This is a genomic window from Ruegeria sp. AB8, assembly GCF_056542605.1.
Genome location: NZ_JBQGAB010000002.1, coordinates 90,856 through 112,687, shown reverse-complemented (window position 1 = coordinate 112,687; position 21,832 = coordinate 90,856). Strand labels below are relative to the sequence as shown.

At 59.9% G+C, this 21,832-nt stretch carries 21 protein-coding genes; 9 read left to right on the top strand and 12 right to left on the bottom strand.

Translation table 11 applies throughout. The features are described from left to right. The first annotated feature begins 28 nt into the window (after positions 1-28). A complete protein-coding gene (mutY, locus tag ACR0CG_RS02645; protein WP_480522741.1) occupies positions 29-1,084 on the top strand; it encodes an A/G-specific adenine glycosylase in 1,056 nt (351 codons plus the stop codon). Between the two features lie 59 nt (positions 1,085-1,143). Next, positions 1,144-2,280 carry an alkane 1-monooxygenase gene (locus ACR0CG_RS02640; protein WP_170614224.1) on the top strand — a complete coding sequence of 379 codons (1,137 nt, stop codon included), beginning with the start codon at positions 1,144-1,146 and terminating at the stop codon, positions 2,278-2,280. 85 nt (positions 2,281-2,365) lie between these two features. Here ACR0CG_RS02640 and ACR0CG_RS02635 read toward each other — a convergent pair whose 3' ends face one another. The 4 genes from ACR0CG_RS02635 to ACR0CG_RS02620 form a co-directional block, all read right to left on the bottom strand. Continuing rightward, positions 2,366-3,742, bottom strand: coding sequence for an adenylate/guanylate cyclase domain-containing protein (locus ACR0CG_RS02635; protein WP_170807291.1), 1,377 nt, complete (start codon positions 3,740-3,742; stop codon positions 2,366-2,368). Between the two features lie 147 nt (positions 3,743-3,889). Continuing rightward, on the bottom strand, positions 3,890-4,993 hold the full coding sequence (locus tag ACR0CG_RS02630) for a site-specific DNA-methyltransferase (protein WP_321249623.1): 1,104 nt from the start codon (positions 4,991-4,993) through the stop codon (positions 3,890-3,892). Positions 4,994-5,098: 105 nt separating this feature from the next. Next, positions 5,099-5,716, bottom strand: a complete 618-nt coding sequence (locus tag ACR0CG_RS02625; RefSeq protein ID WP_480522740.1) for a ribonuclease HII — start codon at positions 5,714-5,716, stop codon at positions 5,099-5,101. A 109-nt stretch (positions 5,717-5,825) separates the two neighbouring features. Then, complete coding sequence (locus ACR0CG_RS02620) at positions 5,826-6,290, bottom strand: hypothetical protein (RefSeq protein ID WP_321249627.1); 465 nt, start codon at positions 6,288-6,290, stop codon at positions 5,826-5,828. A gap of 175 nt (positions 6,291-6,465) precedes the next feature. Between ACR0CG_RS02620 and ACR0CG_RS02615 the strand changes: the two genes are divergently transcribed. The 4 genes from ACR0CG_RS02615 (at position 6,466) to ACR0CG_RS02600 (ending at position 10,296) form a co-directional block, all read left to right on the top strand. Continuing rightward, positions 6,466-6,753 carry a hypothetical protein gene (locus tag ACR0CG_RS02615; RefSeq protein ID WP_480522739.1) on the top strand — a complete coding sequence of 96 codons (288 nt, stop codon included), beginning with the start codon at positions 6,466-6,468 and terminating at the stop codon, positions 6,751-6,753. Next, on the top strand, positions 6,725-7,426 hold the full coding sequence (locus tag ACR0CG_RS02610; protein WP_480522738.1) for a winged helix-turn-helix domain-containing protein: 702 nt from the start codon (positions 6,725-6,727) through the stop codon (positions 7,424-7,426). The genes ACR0CG_RS02615 and ACR0CG_RS02610 overlap by 29 nt, the downstream gene beginning before the upstream one ends. A 105-nt stretch (positions 7,427-7,531) precedes the next feature. Continuing rightward, positions 7,532-9,103 (top strand): DUF427 domain-containing protein, encoded by a 1,572-nt coding sequence (locus ACR0CG_RS02605; RefSeq protein ID WP_480522910.1) that lies wholly within the window; start codon positions 7,532-7,534, stop codon positions 9,101-9,103. A 194-nt stretch (positions 9,104-9,297) separates the two neighbouring features. Beyond that, a complete protein-coding gene (locus ACR0CG_RS02600; RefSeq protein WP_480522737.1) occupies positions 9,298-10,296 on the top strand; it encodes a LacI family DNA-binding transcriptional regulator in 999 nt (332 codons plus the stop codon). Here the strand turns inward: ACR0CG_RS02600 and ACR0CG_RS02595 are convergent, their stop codons facing one another. Together ACR0CG_RS02595 and ACR0CG_RS02590 are read right to left on the bottom strand one after the other, a co-directional pair. Continuing rightward, positions 10,297-11,430, bottom strand: coding sequence for a Gfo/Idh/MocA family protein (locus ACR0CG_RS02595; RefSeq protein ID WP_480522736.1), 1,134 nt, complete (start codon positions 11,428-11,430; stop codon positions 10,297-10,299). 36 nt (positions 11,431-11,466) lie between these two features. Beyond that, on the bottom strand, positions 11,467-12,570 hold the full coding sequence (locus tag ACR0CG_RS02590) for a Gfo/Idh/MocA family protein (protein WP_480522735.1): 1,104 nt from the start codon (positions 12,568-12,570) through the stop codon (positions 11,467-11,469). Positions 12,571-12,682: 112 nt separating this feature from the next. Here ACR0CG_RS02590 and iolC point away from each other — a divergent pair, with 112 nt between their 5' ends. From iolC to ACR0CG_RS02575, 3 genes are read left to right on the top strand one after another with little or no spacing between them, the layout of a single operon-like run. Next, a complete protein-coding gene (gene iolC / locus ACR0CG_RS02585) occupies positions 12,683-13,663 on the top strand; it encodes a 5-dehydro-2-deoxygluconokinase (RefSeq protein ID WP_480522734.1) in 981 nt (326 codons plus the stop codon). 9 nt (positions 13,664-13,672) lie between these two features. Beyond that, complete coding sequence (locus tag ACR0CG_RS02580; protein ID WP_480522733.1) at positions 13,673-14,509, top strand: 5-deoxy-glucuronate isomerase; 837 nt, start codon at positions 13,673-13,675, stop codon at positions 14,507-14,509. Next, positions 14,506-15,345, top strand: a complete 840-nt coding sequence (locus ACR0CG_RS02575; RefSeq protein WP_170679375.1) for a class II fructose-bisphosphate aldolase — start codon at positions 14,506-14,508, stop codon at positions 15,343-15,345. The genes ACR0CG_RS02580 and ACR0CG_RS02575 overlap by 4 nt, the downstream gene beginning before the upstream one ends. A gap of 3 nt (positions 15,346-15,348) precedes the next feature. Here ACR0CG_RS02575 and ACR0CG_RS02570 read toward each other — a convergent pair whose 3' ends face one another. From ACR0CG_RS02570 to iolD, 6 genes are read right to left on the bottom strand one after another with little or no spacing between them, the layout of a single operon-like run. After that, on the bottom strand, positions 15,349-16,128 hold the full coding sequence (locus ACR0CG_RS02570) for a TIM barrel protein (RefSeq protein ID WP_480522732.1): 780 nt from the start codon (positions 16,126-16,128) through the stop codon (positions 15,349-15,351). 24 nt (positions 16,129-16,152) lie between these two features. Beyond that, positions 16,153-16,932, bottom strand: a complete 780-nt coding sequence (locus ACR0CG_RS02565; protein ID WP_480522731.1) for an SDR family NAD(P)-dependent oxidoreductase — start codon at positions 16,930-16,932, stop codon at positions 16,153-16,155. Beyond that, positions 16,908-17,714, bottom strand: coding sequence for a 5-deoxy-glucuronate isomerase (gene iolB / locus ACR0CG_RS02560; protein ID WP_480522730.1), 807 nt, complete (start codon positions 17,712-17,714; stop codon positions 16,908-16,910). The genes ACR0CG_RS02565 and iolB overlap by 25 nt, the downstream gene beginning before the upstream one ends. A 50-nt stretch (positions 17,715-17,764) precedes the next feature. Continuing rightward, positions 17,765-18,946, bottom strand: coding sequence for a phytanoyl-CoA dioxygenase family protein (locus ACR0CG_RS02555; RefSeq protein ID WP_480522729.1), 1,182 nt, complete (start codon positions 18,944-18,946; stop codon positions 17,765-17,767). Positions 18,947-18,993: 47 nt separating this feature from the next. Further along, a complete protein-coding gene (iolE, locus tag ACR0CG_RS02550; RefSeq protein WP_480522728.1) occupies positions 18,994-19,893 on the bottom strand; it encodes a myo-inosose-2 dehydratase in 900 nt (299 codons plus the stop codon). Next, positions 19,890-21,722, bottom strand: coding sequence for a 3D-(3,5/4)-trihydroxycyclohexane-1,2-dione acylhydrolase (decyclizing) (iolD, locus tag ACR0CG_RS02545; protein ID WP_480522727.1), 1,833 nt, complete (start codon positions 21,720-21,722; stop codon positions 19,890-19,892). The genes iolE and iolD overlap by 4 nt, the downstream gene beginning before the upstream one ends. Positions 21,723-21,832: the final 110 nt, after the last annotated feature.

The following is a 21,832-nucleotide window of genomic DNA, read 5'->3' as shown; positions in this document are numbered from 1 at the left end:
CGAAACCCGACAGGGAGAGGCATAAAACTTGCGTGACATCACTGAATTTAACGTCTGCACGGCGTTGCTGGATTGGTACGACCGTCATGCACGCGAAATGCCGTGGCGTGTCGGCCCCGCAAACCGGGCTGCCGGGGTCCGTCCCGATCCCTATCATGTCTGGCTGTCCGAGGTGATGTTGCAACAGACCACCGTTGCCGCCGTGCGGGACTATTTCCTGCGCTTCACCGCGCGCTGGCCGACCGTTGGCGCCTTGGCAGCGGCGCCTGACGATCAGGTCATGGGGGAATGGGCCGGGCTGGGTTACTACGCCCGCGCCCGCAACCTGCTGAAATGCGCGCGCATCGTGACTGATGTGCATGCAGGCCAGTTCCCCGACACATATGACGGCCTGTTGAAACTGCCGGGTATCGGTCCCTATACCGCTGCGGCCATTTCTTCCATCGCCTTCGACCGCCCTGAAACGGTTCTGGACGGCAACGTCGAACGGGTCATATCCCGGCTTTACGACATTCACGATCCTCTGCCCGGATCGAAACCACAGTTGAAGGACAAGGCGGCAGGCCTGACCCCGTTGGAACGGCCCGGCGATCATGCTCAGGCGGTCATGGATCTTGGCGCGACGATCTGCACCCCGAAATCTCCGGCCTGTGGCATTTGCCCCCTGCGCGCGCCCTGCCAGTCCCGCCTAGCGGGCACGCAGGCGGAATTGCCCCGGAAAACTGCCAAAAAGCCGAAACCCACTCGGTTCGGGCATGTCTATATCGCCCAGCGCGTGGATGGTGCGATGCTGCTGGAACGCCGACCGGACAAGGGATTGCTGGGGGGGATGCTGGGCTGGCCAGGTTCGGACTGGTCCGACACGCCGATCGAATCGCCACCTTTTGCGGGAAACTGGCAGGTCCTGCCAGCGGAAGTGCGCCACACGTTCACCCATTTCCATCTGGTGCTGCGCATCTGGGCGGCGCCCCTGCCTGAAAACACGGCCCCGGCGGGGTTGACCATCATTGAAAAACACGCATTCCGACCCGGTGACCTGCCGACCGTCATGCGCAAGGCTTATGATCTGTGGCGCGACCATTGAGCCGTTGAATCACAGTTCAATGCCCGGCTAGTGTCGGGCCACACTTGCGGAGCCCGACCATGATCGCACAAGACACCCTGTCACGCTGGCAATCGGCCCTGCCCTTTTGGCTTTCTATCCTTCTGATCCCCGTGATCTGGGTAACGGCCGTTCTGGGCGGCGCATGGGTTCTGCTGGTTCCGTTGTCGACATGGTGGACCTTTGCCCTGCTCGACCGTTTGACGGGGATGGAGCTTGAAAATGGCGACCCGGATACGCCCGATTCCATGCTTGGCTGGTATATCTGGCTGACTAAAATCTGGGTCCCGCTGCAGTTCCTGACATTGTTCGGCCTGATCTGGTACGCCACGCACACGGACCACCTGAGCGTGGCTGCGAAGATCGGCCTTTTCTTCGGCATGGGTGTGCTCTCGGGCACAATCGGGATCAATTACAGCCATGAACTGATGCATCAGAAAGGCCGGCTTGAGCGCTGGCTGGGAGACATCCTGCTGTCCATGGTTCTGTATTCCCACTTCCGCTCTGAACATCTGCTGGTGCATCACCGCTACGTGGGCACGCCACGCGATCCGGTCACCGCGCGTTACAACGAAGGGTTTCACCGGTTTTATCCCCGTGTCCTGCGCGAATGTCTTGTCTCGGCGTTCCGTGCGGAAAAGGCCAAACTCGGCCGCAAGGACCGGCCCTGGACCGATCGGTCAAATCCGTTCTGGCGGTATTGGGCCCTGCAAGGAGGGATGCTGCTGCTGGCGGTTGCACTGGGCGGTTGGTCCGGACTGGGCCTGTTCCTGCTGCAGGCCGGAGTCGCGGTCTGGCAGCTTGAACTGGTGAACTACGTGGAACATTACGGTCTGACCCGGAAACATCTGGGCGACGGAAAATACGAACACGTCCACCCGCACCATTCGTGGAACGCATCGCAAAAGGCATCGAACTGGCTGCTGATCAACCTGCAACGCCATTCGGACCATCATTACAAGCCGAACCGCCGCTTCCCACTTCTGCAACACCATTCCGAGGACACCGCCCCCCAACTGCCACACGGCTATCCGGTCATGACCATTGCCGCGATGATCCCGCCTTTCTGGCGGCAAGTGATGAACCCGCGGGTTCGCGCATGGCGGCGTCAATATTACCCCGATATCACGGACTGGGGGCCCTACAACAAGGCGCAGAACCCGATGCCCAAAGCCTGACCGCAGCGCGCCCCGGCGTGCTGCCCGGCCCAACGATTTAGATTGCATCTGCGATGCAGGATAAATCGGCGGGAGCGTTTGCTGCTCAAAGTACCCAGACATCCACGGGCGTCTCAACACCGCGCACGGCCTGGTTTTCCCGTTTTGTGAACCCATCCAGAGATGAGAGCTGGTTTTCCTGCTTCGCCTGCCTGAACACTGCGTCACTCAGGACAACCCGCGCGCCCAGGGTTCGGGTCGTCGCCTCAAGTTTCGCCGCCACATTGACTGCGTCTCCGATCACCGCGAATTCCAGCCGGTTCGCCCCGATATCTCCCAGCACCACCGAACCATAGTGAACGCCGATCCCCACATGGATCTCGGGCTCACCCGCGCGCCGCCGTTCCAGATTCCATCTATCAATCACACCCACCATGTCGCGGGCGCAGGCCACCGCGTTGCTAGCGTCCAATGATGTGGGCACCGGGGTACCAAACGTGGCCATCAACCCGTCCCCAAGGTACTTGTCCAGCGTTCCGTGATGCCGAAACACCTCGGTCTCCATGCGCGCGTGAAACCCGCGCAGAACTTCGATCACCTCGTAAGGATCACGACCGGCCGCAAACTTGGTGAACCCGACAATGTCGATGAACAGGACAGCGATGTTTTCCTTACGGATTTGCTTGAGCGGTTCGTCATTCTGGCTCAACTCGTCGACTACATTTGGCGAGAAATACCGCGACAGATTGGCCCGCTCGCGCACAAGCCCCGCATTGCTCAGCAGCAGCCGGTTGAGACGCCGCATCGATACGCCAAGGGTCACTGCGACCATCAGAAAGACAATCACCTCCTGTACGCGCTGCGACACCATGAAGCTGTTGGGATCAAGCAGTTCAGCCACATCCGGATACCCTTTCAGGGCTTCTGCCACCCGCTCACTGATGCCTGGAATGGGCGTTGCCACCCACCAGGCGATGATCCAGCCGACTGTCCACATGGCCGCCGTCCAGGTGCCCAGCGCAACAACGGTACGCCAGGAATAGGCAAGCGTACCCGCAGCCAGAATAATGAAGAAATACTGGAAGTTATCGAACCGGTACTGCATGGCCAATGGTCGGACATCGTCGCTGAACGGGTTTGGGATGATCATCCCCAGGGTCATGATCATCAGATCAACAAAGATCAGCAACAGTTCGATTCGCGATTGCCCGACCCGTCCTGCGCGCCGGATCAGCCAGCCATTTGCGCAAATCAGCAGCAGGATGAAATGGTAGTACAAAACCTCAGGGTGCGGGTTCAGAAAGATCAGCAGAACTCCCGTCAATCCCATCGCGATCCACCGCGCGCGTACAGCCAGTTCCAGCCCCTCGCGCTTGTGCTGTTCCATCGCTGCCAGAGTATACTTGTTGTCCAGATCGTAACTGTCCGGTTTCGTGAAGAAAAATCGGTCAAATCGGGATGTGCTGGCCGTGGTGTCCGTCATGGTTGCTGCTCCGTTGTTGCACGGCTGGAAACCGGAATTGTTGCCATCCAAGCATCGTGCGGCGCAAAACAAAAGACCCCGCCGAAAACGGCGGGGCAAGGCTTAGTGCCTTGTGTCAGGCCACAGGCACCGGCGGTATTGGTAAATTCAGTTGTGCATCTCGGCCCGAATCTGCTGGCGCAGCACGTCGATCGGCACCGTCTTGCCGTCGCGCTTGAAGCACCAGTAGGTCCAGCCGTTGCAGGACGGCGCATTTTCCAGATGTGCACCGACCTGATGAATCGAGCCTTTGACGTTCTGGCCCACCAGCGTTCCGTCCGCACGAACCTTGGCCTTGTGGCGCTGGTTCATCGAATACAGCTCCTCGCCCGGGCGCAGCATACCGCGTTCGACCAGCTGGCCGAACGGCACACGAGGCTCGGCGCGTTTGCTGGCGCTGACCTCCAGCGCTTCACGGTCAAACTTGCGCACTTTGGCAATGCGTTTCTCGGCAACCTTGCGATAGCTTTCTTCGCGCTCGATCCCGATGAACTCGCGGCCCAGCATCTTGGCGACAGCTCCGGTCGTGCCGGTGCCAAAGAACGGGTCCAGAATGACATCGCCGGGATTGGTCGAGCCGATCAGAACGCGGTGCAGCAGCGATTCCGGTTTCTGCGTCGGATGCGCCTTGTCGCCGTTTTCATCCTTCAGGCGTTCATGCCCGGTGCAGATCGGCAGCACCCAATCGCTGCGCATCTGCACGCCTTCGTTCAGGGCCTTCAGCGCCTCGTAGTTGAACGTGTATTTCGCGCCTTCGCGCTTGGATGCCCAGATCATCGTCTCGTGTGCGTTGGTGAACCGCTTGCCCCGGAAATTCGGCATCGGGTTGGATTTGCGCCACACGACGTCATTCAGAATCCAGTACCCGGCATCCTGAAGGGCGGATCCCACGCGGAAGATGTTGTGGTAAGAGCCGATCACCCAGATCGCGCCATTCGGCTTCAGTAGGCGATGCGCCGCCTTCAGCCAGTCCCGCGTGAACTGGTCATAGGCACCAAAGCTGGAGAACTGATCCCAATGATCGTCGACAGCATCCACCTGGCTGTTGTCAGGGCGGTGAAGCTGGCCTTTCAGTTGCAGGTTATATGGCGGGTCTGCAAAGATCAGGTCCACCGACGTCTCAGGCAGACTGTTCATCACATCGATGCAGTCGCCGGATAGAATCGTGTTAATAGGGAGCGCCGCCGCGCCCTTTGTCTTGATTGTGGTCATTTCACTGCCTCGGTTCCACGGCGCTTTTGCGCTCATTTGGTTGAGACAAGGATGAGTCAAAGACGATTCGCCGTCAATTTCTTTTTTGAATCAGCGACTTACGATTTACTCTTGATACAAGATATTGTGGACCGGTTTAAACGAACGTCTATGATGTGGGGTGACACCAAGATTTCGCAGCGCGTCGCGGTGCTGTTTTGTCGGATATCCGGCGTTTGCCTCCCACCCATAGCCGGGATGCTGTTGCGCCAAATCCACCATCACCCGATCGCGCCAGTTTTTCGCGATGATCGAGGCCGCCGCAATCGACAGCGATCGGGCGTCCCCCTTGACCACCGCCTGGGACGGCAGTTTCAGCCCGCGCGGAATCATGTTGCCGTCGATCAGCAGAAAATCCGGGGCCGGGTCCAAAGCCTGAACCGCGCGCGTCATGGCCAGATGCGAGGCACGCAATATGTTGAGTTCATCTATTTCCGGCACCGAAGCCTCGCCCAACGCGATTTCGGCCCGTTCGCGCAGCGCAACGTCCAGCGCTTGGCGGCGCTTTGCGGTCAGTTTTTTGGAATCGTTCAGACCTTCGGGGATATCATCGGGGTTCAGGATGACCGCAGCGGCAACCACAGGTCCGGCCAGCGGGCCGCGCCCGACTTCGTCAACGCCGGCAACCCTGATATGCCCCCGCGCCAGAAGCGCCTGTTCCAGATCGAAATTCGGTTGTGTCATACGTCCGGCAAAGCGCTTTTCGGCCAATACCGCAAGAAAAAAGAGAGGGCAGCCTGCGCCACCCTCTCCTGCACGGCGCTTCTGTGGCGCCGCTCCTGCTCGAAACCCGTTACTGGTGAACCACACGGTATCCTTGCTGGCGCAGGCATGCGGGTTCGTATGCCCGCTTGACCTTTTTGCCATCCCAGAAACCAACTTCGCACTGGCGGGGCAGGCTATCGGAATATCGGTAATGCTTGCCGAGGCATTTCGGCGTCAGCAGGGGGCGCTTGTTCGAATACGACTTGAAGGTGCGCAGGCACCGCTGCGGCAGGTCATATCGTGCCAGCCGCTGCGGCCGCGGGCGCACCGGGTAGTGATCGACGACAGGGGGCTGGTAGACCGGCGCGTGCTGCCGTGTTGCCTGATCCGCGCGCCTTTCCTTGTTGTAGTAGTGAACACCTGCCCCAATCAGGGCCAGCGCCGCCAATCCGCCCAGCAGATCCCTGGTGTCGGCTGCGCGCGCCTGTGACACGGAAATGCCGGTTATCGTGATGGCGGTCGCAACGATCAGCGCAATGAATTTCCTGTGCATTATACCTGTCCTTTGTCTTTTTGCGGGCGGCCTGCTCACGGCCGGGAACTTGATGACCAGAACCTGGGGCCGACCATGCCGGACAAGCAATAACGGGCGGTTGTTATCCGATATCAGCGTCGCAAACCCCTTGAGATATTGAATATCCGGCCACCTCATGCGCAGGATGCGGCCTATGAAACAGATCCTCTCTTCTCTGGCCTTCATGGCCCTGATATCGCTGGGACCCACTGCGGCGGCAGCCCAATGTTATGCGGATTACAAGGCCAAACAGGACAACCCCCTGCGGCTGCATTACGGCGTCATGCAGGTTGCAGCCTGCGACAAGGGACAGGCCAAATCCGAGGTCGCCCAACGCCTCGGTGCTTCGGGCTGGACCTTGCTGAACGTCATATCCGTATTCGGACCCGAAGGATTGGATCAAAGGAAGGCAAATGCCGGAAAATTCTTTCTCCGTTTCTGAGGCCCGGCGATCCGGTACGCGGCTAGTTGGCGCGGGCATTACCGCGATTGTCCTGATTCTGGTTACGGCAGCCGTCTTCCTGTTCTGGACCCTGCCAGATGCAAACGCCTTCAACGCCCGTGTCGAGCGCCTGTTCATCGAGTCCGACCTGACTTCGCAAACCGAGATTCGCCTGTTGGAGATTCTGGCCCAATCCGGCACGGCATTTGCCGACACGCTGTCCAGCTACCGGATGGTGATCTTTGTCCTTTTGGTCTTTGCCAGCGCGATGCTGATCTCGGCCCTGGTGTTTCTGGTGATGCTCGTGCTGCTGAACCGGCGCATGGCGCAGATCGAACGGACGGGCATTCAGGTGACGTCGCTGCTGATCAGCCGCGAGGAAAACACCGTCTATCTCAACAACATGGATTTCAAACTGACCCCGGCGGCGATGGAAACCCTGTCGGTTCTGGCCGAGTCCCGGCTGGATGACGAGGTTCTGTCCGGCGCTCAGATCGAAGCGATGATTTCGGGCAGGGATGCCGCCGACTGCGACGAGGCCGCCGGTGCCACCCGGATCAAGCGGCTGCGTGATGCATTGGGCAATCAGATGGTCAGCGAATTGCTGGTCAAGAATATTGCCAAAAAGGGCTATATGCTTTCGATCGAAAAAGACGTCATTCAGATGGTCTGATCCGCAGGCATTGCCGCGCACAATTCTGCAAATCATCGTTAACGCCCTTGGAAAACCGGCGGTGAAGGCCCATCCTATAAAGACCTGCGCCAGCGGAGGTTGATGATGAACATCCACGCCACACCTGAAACCAAAGGATATGGAATCTCGGTCGAACGGCTGAAGGGGCGGATTGCGATATACCGCGATCAGATCCTTCTGGCGGAAAGCGCAAACGCCAAGGTCATGTATGAAACACGCCTTGCGCCGACGATCTACATACCCCGCGAGGATGTCTGCGTTGATCTGAGCGATGAAACCGAATTACAGACCTTCTGCCCGTTCAAAGGCACCGCGACTTATCATGATGTGATTCTGGCTGGCGAGCGCCTGGGAAATTCCGTCTGGGCGTATGAGGACGCCCTGCCCGAAAGCGCCGCCATACAAGGTCACATCGGGTTCATGCGCAATGCGTATACCGATCTGGACCTAGGGGAAAACACGCTTCGCGAACCGCAGGATGGCAACATCAGCGGCCCTCTGATCGATTGGCTGATGCGCGGCGCATCAGAGAACGAAACACCCGAAGCCTTTACCAAAGCCCTCGCGGAAAAGATGCTGGACCATGGCATTCACATTCAGCGCCTCAGCATTCTGGCCTGGTCCCTGCACCCGCTGATCGCGGGAAAACACTACATCTGGGAAAAAGGCGCGGCCGAGATTTCGACCAACGTCCCGACCTATGAAATTCACGATCACCCCGCCTATATCAACAGCCCGTTGCGCCACGTCTCAAACGGGCTGGGCGGGGTACGTCAGCGGCTGAACGACGATAACCCCCATAACAGCTTTCCGATCATGGAAGACCTGCGCGCAAAAGGCGCCACCGATTATGTTGCCATGCCGCTGCGCTTTTCGGACGGGCGCACCAATGTGCTGACCCTGACCTGCGATCACCCGGATGGGTTCACCACCGAAAACCTTGGGCTGGTCTTTGAATGCTCAGCCGTAATCGCGCGGTTTTACGAGGTGTTCATGCAGCGCGAAAACGCGCAGGTACTGCTGGAAACCTATGTCGGCAAACGCACGGGCGCACGGGTTCTGGGCGGCGAGATCCGACGCGGCGACGGCGATGAAATCGATGCCGCAATCATGTTCTGCGACCTTCGCAATTCTACCAGCCTTGAAGAGAAACTGGGCCGGTCAGCCTATATCAACCTGCTCAACGATTTCTTCGAAACGGTTTCGGGGATCGTGCACGAAAACGGTGGCGAGGTTCTGAAATTCATCGGCGATGCGGTTCTTGCGGTGTTTCCGGCAGGCGACGATGCCGCCGCCGCCCGCACCAATGCGCAGCGTTCGGCCATCGGGATCGTGGAAAAACTGGCCACCCTGCGCGGGGAGGGCTCGGATGCGCATTGCGACTGCTCGATCGGGTTGGCCTATGGCCGGGTGACGTATGGCAATGTCGGCTCTCGCGAGCGGCTGGATTTCACCGTCATCGGTCAGGCCGCCAATATAGCGGCCCGGCTTGGTGAATACGGGAAGTCGGCAAACCACAGGATCGTCGTGTCAAAGGACATTGAACCCGCCTGTTCGAACGCCGTTCCCCTGGGAGAGGTCAGGCTGCACAATGTATCGCAGCCCATAATCTCATTTGCTCTCAAAACGGCTGCGGACGCGGTGCTGGACGGCTGACATACGATGAGCTTGAGGGCGCGCCAGACTTATGCGTTTTTTGGGCATGACACGCCGCCTGCTTCAAGGGACTAACGCCATCATCTGCGCCACTGCAACCGCCGCATTGCAACCGATTGCAAGTTTCGTGCAAAGGTGCATAGTGCTACTATGAAATTACTTCCTAGCCTCCCCCCAATCCACAGACACCAATCATGAGTGTCACGCTCAAAGATGTTGCAGCCCTTGCCGGCGTCTCGCGCTCGGCGGTCTCGCGCACGTTTACCGAGGGCGCGTCGGTTTCGGCCAAGACCCGCAGCAAGGTCGAAAAAGCCGCGCAGGAACTGGGGTACAGCCCCAACGCGCTTGCATCCTCTCTGACGACAGGGCGGACCAAGCTGATCGGGCTGATTTCCAACAACTTTCACAACCCGATTTTCCTTGAAGTGTTCGACCAGTTCACCCGCGCCCTGCAGGAACGTGGGCTGCGCCCGCTGATTGTCAATCTGACGGACGAAACGGAGCCCGCGAATTCGGTCAGGATGCTGCGGCAGTATTCGGTTGATGCGGTGATTGTCGCCTCATCCACTCTGCCGCCGAGCTTTGCCAAGGCGTTTCACGATGCAGGCGTCCCTGTTGTGCATACGTTCGGTCGGTCTGCCACCTCGCCCGAAGTTCACGTCGTGGGGATCGACAACGTGGAATGCGGGCGCATGGCCGCGCGCGAGTTGATGGCACGCGGCTACAAGCGTGTCGGATATCTGGGTGGCCCCAAGGATGCGACTTCGGCCATGGACCGGTATCGCGGGTTTATGGAAGAGGTCGAAAAATACACCGACCTGGAAGTGTCCCATTCTTTCGCCGACAACTATTCGTTTGAAGCCGGGCGCGCCGAGATGTTGCGACTCCTGGAAGGGGCTCCGGCTGATGGGTATTTCTGCGGCGATGACATCCTTTCGATCGGGGCGTTGTCCGCCCTGTCGGATCACAGGCTGAAGCCGGGCATCGATATCGGCATCATCGGTCTGAACGATATGGAAATGTCGCGCTGGGAAAGCGTGAATCTGACGACCATTCACCAGCCGATCAAGCAGATCATCACCTCGTCCGTCGATCTGGTCGAGGAGATGTTGAAGGACCCCGCCCGGTATCCCGAAGCACGTATCTTCCCCTGCCGGGTGATTGAGCGGGGCACGTTGCGGCCCCGCTCATAATCAGCGGAACATCGGTGGACGGGCGTCTTTCCAGACGCCATCTTCTTTCGACGAAGCGACCGCGGCATGAACCGCCGCGATCGAGCGGACGCCGTCCGACGGCGTCGGCAGACCGTCGCGCAGCTCACCCCGGATGGCATCGGCCAGATCGCAATAGATGTTGGCCACGGCCAGTGGGAAACCCTCGGGGTGGGCGATGGCAACGCGTGACAGACGCTGAGTCTCTTCATGCAGACCGCCCTCGCCTTTTTCGATGATCTGGGTTCTGCCGCCCACGGGTGTATAGATCAGCTGGTTGGGCTGTTCCGAGGTCCAGCGCAACCCACCGGTTTCGCCAAACACCTGAATGTCGAACCCGTGCTGACGTCCGATGGCCACGGACGATGTCCAGAGCCGTCCAACCGTGCCTTTCTGCGTCCGGAAATTGATCATCGCATCGTCTTCAAGCACGCGGCTCGTAATGGTCGAGGCCAGATCGGCCGAGAGCTTTTCGACCTCGTCGTCGCAGATGAAGCTGGCCATGTGCAGGGCGTGAATGCCGCAATCAGCGAACTGGCCCGAAACGCCCGCCATCGCCGGGTCATAACGCCAGCGCACACGGGGGTTGTCGGCATCCGTGGCGTCGCCGTGATGTCCGTGACTGAAATTGGTCACCACCAGCCGCACATTGCCGATCTCGCCCGCCCGCACCATCGCTCGGGCCTGGCGCACCATCGGATAGGCGGAATAACAGTAGTTCACGGCGCAGATCTTGCCCGAGGCCTGCGCTATGCGGACGATCTCTTCGCCTTCTTCGACGGTCATGGTCATGGGCTTTTCGCACAGCACGTTGAACCCGGCCTCAAGAAAGGCTTTCGCGATCTCGAAATGCGTCGCATTGGGGGTGGCGATCGTGACCAGATCGATGCGGTCGGGGCGGTCCTTTTCGCCCGCCAGCATGTCCTGCCAGCCGCCATAGGCGCGATCGGCAGCAATGCCCAGACGCTGCGCATATTCACGACCCACATCGGGGCGGTGATCCAGCGCACCTGCCGCAAATTCAAACTGCCCGTCCGCCAAAGCGCCCAGACGGTGCGCGGGTCCGATCTGGCTGCCTTCGCCACCGCCAATCATGCCCCATTTCAGCTTTGCCATGGTTTTTCTCTCTGTAAAAACTTGGTGTATTTGCGATCAGAAATCGCGGATCTCTGTCCATTGCCGCTGCTCCGACGATGCCAGCGCAGCCGCCAGCACGCGGTTGACCTCATGCCCGTCGCGGAAAGTTGGCCAGATCGGCTCGCCAGTGTCGATGGCCTGCAGGAAGTCCTTGGCCTCGATGATGATCTGGTCCTGATAACCGGTGCCGTGACCCGGGCCCTGACAAAAAGGTTCATAGTCGGGGTGTGCGGGGCCTGTCAGGATTTTGGTAAATCCGCGATGCGCCTCGGGACCTTCACGGCGATAGAACCAAAGGGCGTTTTGGTCTTCCTGATCGAACCGAAGCGCGCCCTTGGTGCCCGAAATCTCATATGCGTAGCCCATCTTACGCCCGGTTGAGATGCGGCTGACATAGATATTGCCCATCGCGCCATTTGCGAACCGGCACATGATCTGGGCGTGGTCATCATTGGTGACTTTGCCGCCCGGGCGGTTTTCGTGGACGGTTTCAACCTCGGCCATCACCTCGGCAATCGGTCCCATCAAGGCAAGCGCGCCGTTGACCATATGGGGCGCAAGATCGCCAATGGTTCCGTTGGCCATGCCCGTCGTGCGCCACGTGGCCGGAGCGTCAGGATCGGCATAAAAGTCCTCGGTATGTTCGCCCCTGAACCAGGTGACATCACCCAATTCTCCGTCAGCAATCAGTTTCCGTGCAAATTGTGTCGCGGGCGTGCGGACATAGTTGAACCCGACCATGTTCGCGACACCGGCCGCTTCGGCTGCGGCAACCATTGCCTCGCCATCCTCCATCGATGCGCCCAGGGGTTTTTCGCACAGTACCGGCTTGCTCAGGGTAAAGGCCGCCTCGGCAATCTGGCGGTGGGTTTCCTGCGGCGAGGCGATGACCACGGCCTCGATCTCTGGATCGTTGACCAGCGCCCGCCAATCACCGGTCGCGCGCTTGAATCCATAGGCCGCCCGATACCGTTCTGCGCTTTCGGGGCTTGAGGCACAGATCATCTCGAGACGCGGACGCAGCGCGGTGTTGAACACCGCGCCCACCGCCGCCATGGCAACGGAATGGGCCTTGCCCATATAGCCGCCACCAACAATTCCAATTCCGATTTCAGGCATCTGTCACGGCTCCGAACATATCATTTGCAACCGGTTGCAAAATCAGTATCGTGTGAATCGATTCAACGCAAGGTCCAAACTTTGCCGACCCCATTTTGCCGGAGGACATGAATTGAGCGCTTTGATAGATGGTATCAAAGGAAACCGGTTTGCCGTTTTCGGGCGCGCAGGCATGGATTTGTTCGCGGACCCGATCGGTGTCAAAAGCGAGGATGCCGATACCTTCCACGCCGATCTGGGTGGCTCGTCCGCCAACATCTGTGCCGGCCTGGTCAAGCTGGGCAGCCGAGCATCGCTGGTCACGTCGGTTTCGGACGACGCCGTTGCGCGGTTTTGCCTGAACCGGTTGCGGCACTACGGCGTGGATACATCCTACATCCGCGTGATCGGCGGTGAATACCGCATGTCCATGGCGATCTATGAAAGCACGACCGAGAACTTTCAGAACGTGATCTATCGCAACGGCGCGGTCGATTTCCAGGTCACGGAAGAGGATGTGGACAAGGTTGACTACGGTGCCTTCTCAGCCGTCCTTTCCGCTGGAACGGTATTTGCTTCGGAACCCTCACGAAGCGCCACGTTCCGCGCCTTCGAGAACGCGCGCAACGCAGGGCTGCCAGTGATTTTCGACATCGACTATCGCCCCTATAGCTGGCCTTCGCCCGAAGTTGCCGCCGACGTCCTGTCCCGGGCAGGCGAGGCGAGCGACCTGATCGTGGGCAATAACGAAGAATTCGGGTTCATGGCGGGTGGCATCGACAAGGGGTTTGCCAAGGCCCGTGAACTGGCCGCAAAACCGGGCCGCGTCGTGATTTACAAGATGGGCGAAAAAGGTGCCGTGACCCTTGCTGACGGTCAGGAGATCACGACCGGAATCTACCCTGTCGATGCGATCAAGCCCGTCGGCGCCGGCGACAGTTTCATGGCCGGTCTGCTGGCCTCGATTGCGGCGGGGTATTCGCTGGAAGATGCCGTGATGCGTGGCTCGGCCTGTGCCTCGATTGTGGTGTCGCAACCCGGTTGCGCCCCCGCCATGCCGACGACGCCGGAACTGAACGCTTTTTTGGCCGCGCATCCCGGCCCCACCTCATAGGAGTTTGATATGCATATCGCGCCTTATGACAACCGGAACAACCCGATCGTCGACGCGGACGATCCGACCGTCCCGCTGAACTATTTCAACATCGTCAAGCTGAAGAAGGGCGAGGCGTTCGAATATCAGGTGCCCGGCTATGAGACCTGCATCGTGCCCGCCACCGGCAGTGTCGATGTCGATGTCGAAGGGGTTCAGTTCCCCCGGCTGGGCAACCGGGGCGAGGATGTCTGGGACGGCGAGCCGGAAGGTGTCTATGTGCCGGTGGGCGCAAAGGCGCAGATGGTCTGCGTGTCGGACGAGACCGAGGTGTTTGTTGCGGGTGCAAAATACGACAAGGTTCTGGATCCGTTCGATGTGCGCCAGCATGACCTTGTGCAATACGGCAGCGACGACACCAAAACGCACCGCAAGATCAAGCACATCCTCGGCCAGAAACAGCATGACAAGGTTGGTCGCCTGCTGGTCAGCGAGTTGTTCACCGTCGGTCAGGGCGGATGGTCGGGCTTCCCCAGCCACAAACACGACACCAATCGCTTGCCGGACGAATCCCGGCATGACGAGACCTACAATTTCCGTTTCAAACCCAACTGGGGGTCTGGCCTGCAAATGCTGCAGCGCGAAGACAACGAACCCGGCGATGCCTATCATATTGTCGACGGATCCACGATCTGCATCGACAACGGCTATCATCCCTGCTGCGTACTGCCTGGATATGAGATGTACTATTTCACCATCCTCGGCGGCCTCAGCCAGCGCTCGCTGGTGCAGTATTTCCAGCCGACACATGCCTACCAGATTGAGACGATTCCGGGCATCAAAGACATGATCGCGAAATTCAAATGACCCTTGTTACGCTTTCCGAAGTTCTGAGGCCCGCCTATGAACAGGGCTATGCCGTGGGGGGCCTTGTCACGCTGGGCTGGGAAGACATGCGCGCCTATGTAGCCGCGGCCGAGGCGGAAAACGCGCCGGTGATCCTGCAGGCGGGCCCCAGCTGCCGCGAGCACACGCCGTTGCCGATTCTTGGCAAGATGTTCCGGCATCTGGCCGAAAACGCCTCGGTTCCTGTCGTCGCGCATCTGGACCATGGCTACACGTTCGAGGAGTGCAAGATAGCGCTGGATAGCGGCTTTACCTCGTTGATGTTCGATGGGTCGCGCAAGCCGCTGCAGCAAAATATTGATGAAACGGCGGCGATTGCCGAAATGGCCCATGCGGCAGGGATTTCCTGCGAGGGCGAGATTGGTTTTGTCGGCTATTCGGGGGGCGAGGGATCAAACGGAACCGATCCGGAAGAAGCTGCAAAATTCGCCCGCGAAAGCGGTGTGGATGCGATGGCGATCTCGGTCGGAAATGTCCATTTGCAGGAAAACAAGGAAGGTGGTCTGGACGAGGACCGCATCGCGCGGATCGACGCGATGACAGACGTGCCATTGGTGATTCATGGCGGCTCCGGCGTACCGGTGGAACAGCGCAGTCGGCTGGCGCGCGACAGCTCGATCTGCAAATTCAACATCGGAACCGAGCTGCGCATGGCCTTTGGCGCCGCATTGCGCGACGCGGTCAACCGCGACCCCAACCGGTTCGATCGTGTTACCATTTTGAAAGAGACGCACGATCCGGTCGAAGCCGCCGCCCGTACGGTGATCCGCGCATTCGGCGCCCCACCGCAGCGATAATCGTCAGACCGTGAATGCCGCCCGGAACGCGGCCAGCGCAGTTTCGGGATCCTCCAGCGCGTAGGCTTCCATGCCCACCGGTCCCCGGTACTCGAGATCATATAGTGCACGCGCGACCGAGGCGTAGTTGACCTCGCCCGTTCCGGGCTCACACCGGCCGGGATTGTCGGCCACTTGAATCTCACCGATCCAGGGCAGGCATTTGTCGCACCAGCGGATCAGGTCGCCTTCGCCGATCTGCGTGTGATAGAGATCCAGATTGATGCGCAGCTGAGGGCGGTCAACGGACGACACCAGGGCCAGAACGTCTTCGGTCGATCCGAACGGACAACCGGGATGGTCCAGTTGGTTGAGGTTTTCCAGCGTGAAGACCACGCCTTCCTCCTCGGCCAGATCACAAATGCGGTTCAGCGTATCGCGCGCCTTCAGCCACATCTGGCCGGTCACGACCTCATGCTGCCAGATTGGTATTCCGTTTTCGCCCAGACCCGTTCCGTGCAAATTCAGGCGTTGTACACCCAGCCGCTTGCCGACCTGCGCCGACTCGCGTGCGGTCTTCAGCAACATCTCGGCGCCTTCTTCGTCGGCCAGTCGTCCTTCGACATAGCCGTCCATGATGGTGAATTCCGCGCCGGTGGCTTCAAGCTTTGGTATGTCCAGATCTGGCCAGCTCCAAAGGCCCACGCCGAACCCCATTTCCTTCAGCCGCGCCGCCCGCCAGTGCAGAGGTTTATCCAGCCAGAGCATCTCGGCGCAGGCCGCAAGTTGAAACGGATGGGACATGCTAGCTCTCCTAGAAAGTGCAGATCAGATCGAGCCGCCTTCGACCATGAAATTGCCAGCGCTGCACATCGCGGCATCGTCAGAGGCCAGAAACAGAACCATGCGGGCCACGTAGACGGGATCGATCGGGTCGGGCAGACATTGCCGGTCAACCTGTTTTGCCAGCGCTTCGGGCGTCACCCACAGGTCTTTCTGCCGGTCCGTCATGATCCAGCCGGGCACAACGGTGTTGACGCGAATCCGGTGGTCTCCAAGCTCGCGCGCCATGGTTCGGGTCAGGCCGTGAACGGCGGATTTTGCCGTGGCGTAGGCGGGGAAACCGGCCCCGGCCTCCCACCAGGAATTCGAGCCGAGATTGATGATTGAGCCGCCGCCTTTTGCAATCATGCCCGGGGCAACAGACTGAATGGCAAAGAACATGTGGCGAAGGTTGATCGCCATACGTTCATCCCAATACTCGGCCGTCACTTCGCGCCAGTCGTGGCGGTCATCATGGGCGGCATTGTTGACCAGTACATCGGCAGCACCCAATTCGTCGGCCAGTTCTCCGATTGCCGTCTGCAGGGCTTCGATATCGCGCAGATCGCATGGGGCAAAGGCGTGCTCGCCGTCCAGATCGGCCAGCAAGGCGAGCCCGGCATCCGCGTTGATGTCCAGAAACCCTACCTTCGCACCCTGTGCGGCAAAGGCCCGCACGGTTTCGGCCCCGATGCCGCCAGCGCCGCCTGTGACGAAGACGGTTTTGCCTGCAAGGCTGGGGTAACTGGCAAAGCTATCGGTCAACCGTCCCGCTCCATGATCCATTCAACTTCGGGGGCCGGAACAAAGCGCCACTTTCGCAGCGGTCCGGCCATGACATTCAGGTAATACATCTCAAAACCATATGGCGCACCGCAAGGGTGATGTCCGCGCGGGACGGTCACAACATCGCCATCCGAGACAGCCATCGTCTCATCCAGCTGCCCGTCATCGGTATAGACCCTTTGAATGCCAAATCCATTGGCGGGGTTCAGGCGGTGGTAATAGGTTTCCTCAAGATAGGTGATGCGCGGATAGTCATCCTCGTCATGGCGATGGCTGGGATAGCTGGACCAGTGCCCGTTCGGCGTGAACACTTCAGTTACCAGCAGGCTGTCTGCGTAGTCTTCATTCTCCATCGCGATGTTGTTGATGTAGCGTGTGTTCACACCCTTGCCCCGTTCGGTCAGGGTAATCCCATCGGGGCCGATGCGGCGGGCCTGATGTCCGCCCCTGCCCGGGGCCGAGCATACGGCGATGACGCAATCGGTTTCGGCGACGGCCTCCCACTCGGTTCCGTTTGGCAGGTAGAGGCAATGGGGCGGGGTTTTCTCAAAAACACTCATCCGGTCGCCCAGAACGCCCCAGTCCTGCTCCGCTCCACTGATCTGTGCCTTGCCTTCAACCATCACCAGAATGACCTCGCGGTCGCCGGTTGCCTCGGCTGCCCGGTCGCCCGCTTTCAGATGGTAAAGCCCGAAACCGACATAGCTCCACCCGGCACTTGCAGGCGTGATATCGTGCACCTTGCCCCGGGTTCCGAACGGCTTTTTCAGCAGGTCTGCCATGTGTTTTCTCCTTATTGGGCGGGCCTTAACGGCCCGCCAGTGTCTTAAATTCAGGCAGCTTGCCTTGTTTGCAGGGCTGCGTAAGCCTCGGACAGTTGCGCTTCGGTCCATCCCTCGGACACAGCCCGACGCAGGATGTCGGCCTGACTTTCGGGCGCGTTGCCACCGATGGGCGGATCGGTGTCCAGATTGGTTGGAAACGGATACCCCTCGGCCGTAGCGGCAATAGCTGCGTCCAACTCTGCCGTGCTGAGTTCACCGCGTTGTCTCAGTGCAATCAGCGCCGGAAACACAGCCTGAGACATGGAACGCCGGTCAATCGCCTCCATCGCGCGGCCAAAGGCGGATGAAATCTGCAGCAGGTTCGCCATCCGGTGAATATCCGCGCTGCTGTTTTCCCCTGCGGCATGAAACAGGGCCGGGTTGAAGAACACCGCATCCCCTTTTTCCAAAGGCAACTGAATACAGTTTTCCTCGAAATGCGCCCGATGCGCCGCGTCATGAAAGGCCAGATAGCCCGGCGGATAAAGCTGCGAGAACGGCAGCAGTTTGGTCGGGCCGCTTTCGACCGGCATGTCGCAATGGGCAACCGCCCCCTGCAAGGTCAAAGATGCGGTAACCAGATGGGCGTGCGCCGGATAGCGCGCGGCCGTGTCGGCGCTCTGGAACCCCAGATGGTAATCGCGGTGCGCCTGCTGGGCCTTTCCACCGGGACGTACCTGATTGATCTGGGCCGTGACCTGATAGTTCGGCCCCAACCACGCCTCACAAGCGGCGGCGATGACCGCATTTCCGAAATAAAGCGCAAAGCCTTCAGGGTCACGTAGGCACTGCTTTTGCAGCGCGTTCCAGACCCGGTCATTGGCGCCCGATGCGGCGAAGTGATCGCCCTCACCGGCGCCGCTTTGGCGTTCTTCCGCGATGATACGATGGAAGACATCGCTGGCCCGGTCGATCACGGACGTGTCCGCGAAGGCACCTTTCAGGGCAATCACGCCCGCCGATTTGTCCAGAACGCGACCCCATTCTGCCAACAGCGCCTTGCGCTGATCCGCTTGTTCCAGCGCAGGGCGCAAGGCCCGCATGTCGTAGATTGGAACGTTCTTCTCGACCGACGCGGCATGTGGCACCGCGCCAGCGTCGAGGTTCTGAGAGGTCAGCACCTTGAATTCATCCAGATCACAGGATTCCCGGTCGAAATAACCGACAAAACCAAGGTCCCGATCTACCATGACGTTCTCCTTTCTCATGGCCAAGGTGTTGCCCAATTGGGCGGATGTTACGCGACGATCTCCAATCCGGCCTGACCACAAACCTCGACGATGTGGTCGTAACCTTTCTTGGAGTATTCATAGGGCGGCGCTTTGGCCGGGTCCTGCTCGGCCTCGACCACGATCCAGCCGTCGTAATCCATCGCTTTCAGCGCATTGGACACGGCCTGAAAGTCGATGCAGCCATCGCCCGGAACCGTGAACGCGCCGGCAATCACTGCATCCAGAAAGCTGCGGTTGTTCTCGCGCACGTCCTGCACGACCGCCGGACGGATGTCCTTGAAATGGACATGGTGCACCCGGTCGCCCCAGCGGCTCAGGGTGGCCAGAACGTCCCCACCGCCAAACAGCAGGTGGCCGGTGTCGAAACATAGCTTTACCTCTGGGCCCGACCCTTCCATCAGCCAGTTCACATCATCTTCGGTTTCGATGATCGTGCCCATGTGGTGGTGGTAGGCCATCGGCATACCCTGATCCGCCATCCATTTCGCCAGCTCGGTGATCTTGGCGGCATAGGCCAAGACCTCGTCCCTGGACAGTTTCGGGCGGTTGTTGACCGGGGTGCCGATCTGACCCTGCACGGTGTTCGAGCATTCGGCATAGACGATGCACGGACTTTTCAGAGCCACGAATTGCTCGACCTGCTCGCGCACGGCCTCACGCTCTGTCGCGAAATCGTTGACCAGCGACGCGCCCGAGCACCAGCCACCGCATAGCGCGATATCATTGCCTTCCAGATAGGCGCGCAGCCCGTCAGTGTCGCCGGGCATCCGCTGGCCGCGTTCGACACCGGTGTAACCGATCTCACGCGACTCCTTCAGCGCCTGCTCCATTGTATAGGCGGCGGTCAGATCCGGCAGGTCATCATTTTGCCAGGCGATCGGAGAGATCCCGATTTTCACGCTCATTTCGTGTTTCTTTCCTTGATGGCGGCTTCATAGGCCGCGCGCTTTTCATTCACTTCAGGGCGAATGCTGACCTCGGGAACCGCCACTTCCCACCAAGTGCCGCCATATTCGGTCGAGGGGTACGGATCGGTGTCGATCACCACCACGTAAGGCCCTGTGATCTCGCCACGTTTGGCAAGCGCATCTTCCAGTTCGGCAATGCTGCTGACCTTGACCGATGTCGCCCCCATCGCCGCCGCATGGGCTGCAAAATCAATGGCCGAGGGGTTCTCATGCACCGCATGATCCAGCAGGTTGTTAAACTCAGCCCCACCCGTACCCATCTGAAGACGGTTGATGCAGCCAAAGCCGCGGTTGTCGGTAATGACCACGGTGAAAGAGACACCCATCATCGCCGCCGTCGCCATTTCCGAGTTCGCCATCATATAGGTGCCGTCACCCGTGAAGCAGATCACGTCCCGATCGGGCTGGGCCATCTTGATGCCCATCGCCCCCGCGATCTCGTACCCCATGCAGCTGAAGCCGTATTCCATGTGATATGCACCGGGGCGCGGGGCTTTCCACAGCTTGTGCAACTCACCCGGCATGGTGCCCGCCGCGCACATGACCACTGTATCGTCATGCGCGGCGCGCTGAACCGCGCCCACCACCTGCATGTCCGTGGGCAGGGCATTGCCGTCGCCGGGCGCGTCGGTCAGTTTGTCGACCTTGCCGAACCATTCCGCCTTCAGCGTGTCAGCCACGGGATCCGCGCGGTAGCCCTGAAGAGCGACGCCCAACTCCTCCAACCCGACACGCGCATCAGATTGCAGGGGCATCGCGCCATGTTTCTCGGCGTCATAGGCAGCGGTGTTCAGGCAGACCATCTCGCGTTCGGGGTTCGAGAACAGACCCCACGAGCCGGTAGTGAAATCCTGCAAACGCGAACCGATGCCCAAGACCAGATCGGCTTCGGCGCAGATATCATTGGCGGGTTGCCCGCCGGTCACACCAATGGGGCCCAGATTCAGCGGATGATCCCAGGCCAGCGCAGATTTGCCCGCCTGCGTCTCGGCAATCGGAATGTTGTGCGTTTCGACAAAGCTTTGCAGCGCATCGGTCGCGCCTGAATAGTGCACCCCGCCACCGGCAACGATGACCGGACGTTTTGCCGCCCTGATCGCGGCCACGGCGCGGGCCAGTTCACCCTCATCCGGGCGGATGCGGCGTTGATGCCAGACACGGGGTTCAAAGAAACTTTCGGGATAGTCGTAGGCCTCGGCCTGCACGTCCTGACAGAAGGCCAGCGTTACCGGCCCGCAATCGGCGGGGTCGGTCATGGTGCGGAAGGCGCGCGGCAGCGCCGTGAGCAGGTGCTCGGGGCGGGAAATACGGTCGAAATAGCGGCTGACCGGTTTGAAGCAGTCATTGGCGCTGACGGTACCGTCTCCGAAATCCTCGATCTGCTGCAGAACCGGATCGGGACCGCGCGTGGCGAACACGTCGCCGGGCAGCAGCAGAACCGGCAGCCGGTTCACATGGGCCAGCGCCGCTGCCGTCACCATGTTGGTGGCGCCGGGACCAATTGACGAGGTCACGGCCATGGCACGCGAGCGGCGCATCTGTTTGGAATATGCAATGGCCGCATGCGCCATGGTCTGCTCGTTATGACCGCGATAGGTTGGCAGGCTGTCCCTTACACCATGCAAAGCCTCGCCCAGACCGGCCACGTTGCCGTGACCGAAAATCGCCCAGACACCGGCGATGAAAGGCTCTCCGCCCTCGTTCATCTGTGCCCCCAGATAGCGCACCAGAGCTTGCGCGGCGGTCAGTCGGATTGTCTTGCTCATCTTGATCCCTTTCAACACATGCCGCTGCGGGCAATCTGTCGGGTTTCGCATTTTTGAAGGTTTCAGGCGCATGAACCGGCCTGATCAGGGTGCGGCCGTCTGGTGCCACG